The sequence below is a fragment of the Variovorax sp. RTB1 genome, from assembly GCF_035018765.1.
Lineage (GTDB): Bacteria > Pseudomonadota > Gammaproteobacteria > Burkholderiales > Burkholderiaceae_C > Variovorax.
Map to the genome: position 1 here is coordinate 33,333 of NZ_JASJXG010000044.1, position 6,834 is coordinate 40,166.

Annotated in this window: 11 protein-coding genes; all 11 read left to right on the top strand. The window is 63.4% G+C overall.

What is annotated here, in order from left to right:
- Nucleotides 1-43: 43 nt before the first annotated feature.
- Nucleotides 44-1,165: a YbdK family carboxylate-amine ligase gene (locus QN397_RS21245; RefSeq protein WP_323499253.1), complete on the top strand. Its 1,122-nt coding sequence runs from the start codon at nt 44-46 to the stop codon at nt 1,163-1,165.
- Nucleotides 1,166-1,176: 11 nt separating this feature from the next.
- On the top strand, nt 1,177-2,151 hold the full coding sequence (gene thiL, locus QN397_RS21250; RefSeq protein ID WP_323499243.1) for a thiamine-phosphate kinase: 975 nt from the start codon (nt 1,177-1,179) through the stop codon (nt 2,149-2,151).
- Nucleotides 2,152-2,181: 30 nt separating this feature from the next.
- Nucleotides 2,182-2,772 (top strand): TMEM175 family protein, encoded by a 591-nt coding sequence (locus QN397_RS21255; protein WP_323499244.1) that lies wholly within the window; start codon nt 2,182-2,184, stop codon nt 2,770-2,772.
- 206 nt (nt 2,773-2,978) lie between these two features.
- A complete protein-coding gene (locus QN397_RS21260) occupies nt 2,979-3,467 on the top strand; it encodes a phosphatidylglycerophosphatase A (protein ID WP_323499254.1) in 489 nt (162 codons plus the stop codon).
- 4 nt (nt 3,468-3,471) lie between these two features.
- The gene (locus QN397_RS21265) at nt 3,472-3,957 is read left to right on the top strand and encodes a CinA family protein (RefSeq protein ID WP_323499245.1); all 486 of its coding nucleotides are present in this window, start codon (nt 3,472-3,474) and stop codon (nt 3,955-3,957) included.
- 61 nt (nt 3,958-4,018) lie between these two features.
- The gene (locus tag QN397_RS21270; protein WP_323499246.1) at nt 4,019-4,510 is read left to right on the top strand and encodes a nuclear transport factor 2 family protein; all 492 of its coding nucleotides are present in this window, start codon (nt 4,019-4,021) and stop codon (nt 4,508-4,510) included.
- A 34-nt stretch (nt 4,511-4,544) separates the two neighbouring features.
- A complete protein-coding gene (locus QN397_RS21275; RefSeq protein WP_323499247.1) occupies nt 4,545-4,865 on the top strand; it encodes a GNAT family N-acetyltransferase in 321 nt (106 codons plus the stop codon).
- A gap of 117 nt (nt 4,866-4,982) precedes the next feature.
- A complete protein-coding gene (locus QN397_RS21280) occupies nt 4,983-5,762 on the top strand; it encodes a HEPN domain-containing protein (protein WP_323499248.1) in 780 nt (259 codons plus the stop codon).
- A 43-nt stretch (nt 5,763-5,805) separates the two neighbouring features.
- Nucleotides 5,806-6,216, top strand: a complete 411-nt coding sequence (locus tag QN397_RS21285; RefSeq protein WP_323499249.1) for a hypothetical protein — start codon at nt 5,806-5,808, stop codon at nt 6,214-6,216.
- A gap of 35 nt (nt 6,217-6,251) precedes the next feature.
- The gene (locus QN397_RS21290; protein WP_323499250.1) at nt 6,252-6,593 is read left to right on the top strand and encodes a DUF6572 domain-containing protein; all 342 of its coding nucleotides are present in this window, start codon (nt 6,252-6,254) and stop codon (nt 6,591-6,593) included.
- Nucleotides 6,594-6,703: 110 nt separating this feature from the next.
- The coding region (locus QN397_RS21295; protein ID WP_323499255.1) for a nucleotidyltransferase family protein at nt 6,704-6,834 on the top strand (131 nt) is incomplete at its 3' end.

Below are 6,834 nucleotides of genomic sequence, written 5' to 3' on the forward strand. Positions count from 1 at the left end.
GCCCGCGCTGCCGGACGCACCCAAGTCGCCAGCCGGCCGCGTGGTGAAGCTCGAGCCCTTCAACAAGTCGGAGGCGCTGTCGCTCGGCGTCGAGCTGGAACTGCAGCTCGTCAACACGCACGACTACGACCTCGCACCGTACGCCGAAGACATGCTGCGGCTGATGGCGCAAACGCCGTTGCCGGGCAGCGTGGTCCCCGAGATGACGTCGAGCATGATCGAAATCTCGACCGACATCTGCCACTCGGCACAGGACGTGCTCACGCAGCTGTCGCCCATTCGCGATGCGCTGGTGCGCAACGCCGACAAGCTCAACATCGCGGTGGTCGGCGGCGGCACGCACGCCTTTCAGCAATGGCACGAACGCCGCATCTACGACAAGCCGCGCTTTCGCGAGCTGTCGGAGCTGTACGGCTACCTGAGCAAGCAGTTCACTATCTTCGGCCAGCACGTACACATCGGCTGCCCCGATGCCGACGCGGCGCTGCTCATGCTGCACCGCATGTCGCGCTACATCCCGCACTTCATTGCGCTGTCGGCCTCGTCGCCTTTCGTGCAGGGGCAAGACACGCAGTTCGATTCGGCGCGGCTCAACTCGGTGTTCGCCTTCCCCTTGTCGGGCCGCGCGCCTTTCACGTTGAGCTGGAAAGAGTTCGAGAACTACTTCGAGCGCATGACCCGCACCGGTGTCGTGCGCAGCATGAAAGACTTCTACTGGGACATCCGGCCCAAACCGGAGTTCGGCACCATCGAGATCCGCGTGTTCGACACGCCGCTGACCATCGAGCGTGCCGCGGCGCTGGCCGGCTACGTGCAATCGCTTGCCGCCTGGTTCCTGCAGGAGCAGCCTTTCGAGCCGACCGAAGACGATTACCTGGTCTACACCTACAACCGGTTCCAGGCCTGCCGCTTCGGCCTCGACGCGGTGTATGTCGACCCGGCAAGCGGCGAGCACATGCCGCTGCGCGACCACATCCTGATGACGATGACGCAACTCGAATGGCACAGCGAAGCGCTCAACGCGACGCAGGCGCTGGGCCAGCTGCGCACCAGCGTCGAGGCCAACCGCAACGACGCGCGCTGGCTGCGCGAAAAGCAGGGCAAGGAGCGCCTGCTGGCAGAAGTCGTGCGCCAAGCGTCGCTGCGCTTTCGCGCCGGCACCTGAACAGGCCGGAGATGGGCGAATTCGATCTGATCGAGCGCTACTTCGCGCGGCCTGCCAAGCGATCCCCGCTGGGCAATGGTGACGACTGTGCGCTGCTGGCGCCGGCGCCAGGCATGCAGCTGGCCGTGTCGTCCGACATGCTGGTCGAGGGGCGACACTTTCTGTCGACCGTGGCGCCGGAGCGGCTCGGCCACAAGGCGCTGGCCGTGAACCTGAGCGACCTCGCGGCCTGCGGTGCGGCACCGCTCGCCTTCACGCTCGCGCTGTCTTTGCCGGCCGTCGACGAATCATGGCTCGCCGGCTTCTCGCGGGGACTGTTCGCGCTGGCCGATGAACATGAGTGCGAGCTGGTCGGCGGCGACACCACGCGCGGGCCGCTCAACATCTGCATCACCGTGTTCGGCGAAGTGCCGGCCGGCACGGCGCTGCTGCGCTCGGGCGCGAAGCCGGGCGACGACGTTTGGGTTAGCGGGACGCTGGGCGATGCGCGTCTGGCGCTGGAGGCGTTTCGCGGCACGCTGGCGCTGAGTGCGGAAGTGTTCGAGCGGGCACGTCGCCGTATGGAGCAGCCGACGCCGCGCGTGGCACTGGGCATCGCACTGCGCGGCATCGCGAGTTCTGCGGTCGATGTGAGTGATGGATTGATCGGCGATCTCGGGCACATCCTGGCTTCGAGTCGCGTCGGTGCCCAGTTGGATGCAGATGCCGCTGCCGCCCTCGTCGCAGCCAACGAGCACGCGCCGGGCTCGGCCGATCTCTTCACCAGGGAGGTCCTCAGGACGTGCGCGCTTTCGGGCGGCGACGACTACGAGCTTGTGTTTACCGCGCCCGTGGCGGCGTGCGATACGGTCTTGCAGGCGGGCATCAGGTCCGCCACTGCAGTGACGCGCATTGGGCACATCGAAGCCGCGCCGGGCCTGCGCATCGTCGACGCCCGCGGCGCACCCGTCGCGCAGCACTTCACTTCGTTCGATCACTTCGCCTGACAACCGACAACTGACGAAAGCGGCAGGCCGATGTACCCGAAGAACCGCCTCGAAGCACTCACCGACGGCATCTTTGCCGTGGCGATGACCTTGCTTGTGCTCGACCTGCGCATTCCGGACGAGATCGGCAGCCCGACCGACGAGGCATCGCTCGTTCATGCGCTGTTGGCGCTGACGCCGAAGCTGATCCCGTACCTGCTGAGCTTCTACCTGCTCGGCGTCAGCTGGCTCTCGCTCATCAAGGTGCGGTCGCGCAGCGAGGTTGTCGGCGCGGGCTACGCCCGGTGGTGCCTGCTGTACCTGCTGTTCGTGACGCTGCTGCCGTTCTCAACGGTGGTGATGGGGCGCTTCACAGCCTATGCCGCGGCGACCGCCCTGTATGCGGCCAACATCGGCCTGGTGGCGGCGACAGGGTTCCTGTTGATGTCGGTATTGCCGGACCCGGTGCGCGACGCGCATTGGCTGGACCGGCGCGTGTCGCTGGTCGTGCTTTTCGCCTCGTGTGTCCTAACGATCGTGTTGAGCTTCATCACCCCCGGCAACGCGCTGTGGGCACTGGCGCTCAACTTGGCAGCCGGGCCGACCGCACGCGTCTATGCGCTCTTCGCGCGGGCCGCCTGATCGCCTCTCCGGCCCTGCCGTGGCCCGCCACACGCTGCAGCCGATACCATGGAGGGGCGCGCCCAAGCGAGAGCATCACGCTCCGCAGCGCCCCCTTCATGACCGAGTCGCTGCCCCCTGTAGAACCTTCAGACCTTCCGCCAAACGGCGCGACCCGCGCCGATGCAGCCCGCGCGCCGCTGCCCGGCCGCCCGACAGTGCGCTTCATGCTGTCGAACCCCGCGCACTGCATCGCACTCGGCTTTGGCTCCGGCCTGCCGCGCATCGCGCCCGGCACGGTCGGCACGCTGTGGGCCTGGGTCGGCTTCCTCGTGATGCAGCGCTGGTTCGTGCCGTCGACCATCGGCTGGATCATTCTGGTGTCGCTGCCGGTCGGCTGGTGGGCCTGCACCGTGACCGCACGCAACATGCGCATCGCCGACCCCGGCGCCATCGTGTGGGACGAGGTGATCGCCTTCTGGATCATCCTGTGGATGATCGCGCCGGCGGGCTTGCTCGGCCAGGCCATCGCCTTCGGCCTGTTCCGCTTCTTCGATGCGGCCAAGCCCGGACCGGTCGCGTGGGCCGACGGTTTGTTCAAGCAGCGCGATGCTGTCGAGCCGTCATGGTGGGCGGCAGGTTTCGGCATCATCCTCGACGATTTGGTGGCCGCGTTCTGCACGCTGCTGGTCATCGCCGCATGGAAGGCGTGGTGAGCGCATGACGATCGATCCACTGGTCCATCAGACCGCCGACCTGCTCCAGCAAAAGCACTGGATGCTGGCCACCGCAGAGAGTTGCACCGGCGGCATGATCGCCGCTGCCTGCACCGACCTCGCCGGTTCGAGCGCGTGGTTCGAGCGCGGCTTCGTCACTTATTCGAACGAGGCCAAAACCGACTTGCTAGGTGTCGACGCATCGCTCATCGCGACGCAGGGCGCGGTCAGCCAGGCAGTGGTCGAGGCGATGGCGTCAGGCGCCGTGGCTCGATCGAAAGCGCAGGTCTCCGTCGCTGTCACCGGTGTCGCCGGACCGGGTGGCGGCACGCCCGACAAGCCGGTCGGCACCGTGTGGTTCGGCTGGTCGGTCGGCGGGCAGATTCGCAGCGAGCGCCGGCAATTCGATGGCGACCGCGCCGAGGTGCGCGCGGCCACCGTGCGACATGCTTTGCAGACGCTGGTGCTCATGTTGCAGCTGCCGAACTAGCGCCTCGTCTGTCCAACGCCGCAATCGACCCATTCACCACAACGACATCGCAGGGGGAGCCATGAAGACGACCAATGAACAAACCATCCGCCGCTTCTACGACGCCTTCGCCAAGCTCGACGCCGCCACCATGAGCGCGTGCTACGCGCCCGACGTGACCTTCGAAGACGAGGTGTTCACGCTGCGTGGTCGGAAAGAAGTCGGCGGCATGTGGACCATGCTGTGCGCCGGCACCCAAGCCAAAGGCGCCGACGTATGGAAGCTGACGTATCGCGACGTCGCGGCCGACGACACCAGCGGAAAAGCCCACTGGGACGCGCACTACCGATTCAGCGCGACTGGCCGCATCGTCGACAACGCCATCGACGCACGCATGACCTTCACGCCCGAAGGCCTGATCGCCACGCACCACGACAGCTTTCCGTTCTGGACCTGGGCGCGCCAGGCGCTCGGCACGCCCGGCCTGCTGCTCGGCTGGTCGCCGTCGTTGCGCAACAAGGTCAGGAAGACCGCAGCCACCAACCTCGCTGCCTTCATGGCGCGCCAGTCTTGAGACCAATTCGAGACGTTTGGAAAGCCCCGCACTCATGACCGCACCGACCACCGACATCGCCCTCACCGATGACACCGCCAAGCACCGCTACGAAGCCCACATCGGCAACGAGCTGGCCGGCTACGCCGAATACAACCTGCTCACCGACGCCATCATGTTCACGCACACCGAAGTGCTGTCGACCTTCGAAGGCAAAGGCGTCGGTTCGACCCTGGCCAAACACGTGCTCGACGACGCGCGTGCACGCAAGCTGCATGTGATACCGGTGTGCCAGTTCATCGCGGGGTATATCCGCAAGCACCGGGACTATGTGGATCTGGTGCGGGAGGATATTCAGCGGGCGTTCAAGATTTAGCGGGGCGACTGCATTCGGGCAAGAAGCTGCCCGTCGGCATCGAGGCGGAATTTGCCTGCAACCAGCTCTTAATCACTAGGCCAATCCGGATGAGCAACCTGTTTTTTAAGGCGCGCGATGGACAAGAAGAAAGACCAGCTGGACCGCAGGATCAACGATTTCGCTACGCGCTCGTTTCGGGACATAGCGGATGGTGACTACATCGCCGCCAGGCTTGCCTATCGCGCAGAGCTCATGCCTCAGGCAATGTGGTCTGCACAGCAGGCGCTTGAGAAGTATCTGAAGTACATCCTTCTAGTTAACCGCGTTGCAGCAGCAGATGTGCGCCATGACATCAATGCTGCTTTGCGCCTCGTCGAACAGCTGCCGTGGAAGCCAGTGCTGCGGCCGCAAAGCCGAAAGTTCCTGGAGCACATCGCTGCCCATGGCGAGTACCGCTATCTGGACGTGTCCTACTTCGTGCTCGGGTACCCAATTCTTGAACTGGACATGACGGTATGGGACATCCGTAGATATTGCCAAGTGCTTGATGTTTTCGGAAAGGCCTTGCCGATCGTCGAACAGCAGCTGCTAAAAGATGCACATGCGATGTTGACGGGAAGCACGGAATGCTCTCCGCATAAGTTTCGTCTCCATGGTGGGTATTTGGAGAAAGTCATCGACAGCGCGAAGCACCCGTCCAGGAGTGCTCTCCTTTGGCAAAACGCATTCTTCGGCAACCGTCGGCGCTCGACCGTGAAGCTGCGACATAGCCTTAAAGCCGCAAACTCGCCGCTTCATCTGTACCCAAACATGCTTGAAGAGTTGTTGAAGTACGTCTACATCCCTAAAGACCTACGCAACGGCTACCGGGAGCACCTTAGGCAGATAGTCGCAGACCCATCGAAACGACCGTAGGCACCAATCACGGCTGTTAGCAGACATTGACCATCACCTCATCATGAAGCTTGAAATGGAGCGCCTCGAAGCTCTCGTTGATCCCTTAGACAGCCAGCTTGAAATCCGGCTTTTGAAGCTGCGCAGCTACGGCCCGAACTCCTATGCATCGCTGACAGACGAAGCAGGCAACTATGTGCAGGTAGCTGGCGGTGGCGTGACCTGCATGATCGAAAAGTTTGATGTGGCGGCGTCAATTAGGCTGCGTGCTTTTCACGACCAACCGAGTCCAGTGTTTCCAGATGGGACGGTGCTTGCGTTTAGCGGCGGGGAATTGACCCTTCGCTCGGACGAATGGTTTCAAGCTGCCGCGGTCGTCGACGTGTTTCTTTGCTTCAAGCATGGGCGACCGTTTGGTCCAGGGGTGCACTGGCGAGAAGCGCCGCACTGGCCCTCCGCTCTTGCTGCCGAGTAGCGCCGCCAAAAGCGGACCTTCCTGCACACTTTCTGATGACCGTCGAAATCACATCTATCGTTGACGCCGTAGGTACTGACACAGGAACCAACGAGGTCCACCTAAGCATCTTCGATCACCTGCCTTGGAGCACTTATCACCTTCGGCTTCTACAGGACAAGATCAATGCGTACCTTGGCTACATCGAGTCCGGCGAGATTTACGCCTCTTACCCAACTGCACGGGGCAGGACGTTGGTGATCGACGTCTTTGCGAAGTTCAGGCCGTCCGAAGATGCTCTGGTCTTTTTTGCGAGGGCTGAGGCCTTAGCTGCAGAGTACGGTGCCTCTCTGCGCTACTTGCATTCGGGCAAGGGCTATGCTGATGACGCAGCTTAGTTAGCTCGGCTGCAATCGTGCCAGAAGCGGTCCTTCCGTGTGCCTGTCGGGATCAAGATCGAATCATGACTTTCACTCCGCAGCCGCACCTTGAGCGACGCCTTGCTGCTATGGTGGCCTCGTCGAATGAGCTGATGGCCGCGCTCGATGCAGCGCGTCTCCTCGGGCTGCAGTCGTGGTGCATCGGCGCAGGCGCTGTCCGCTCATTGGTTTGGGATGCTCTGCACGGCTTTGAGCGCCG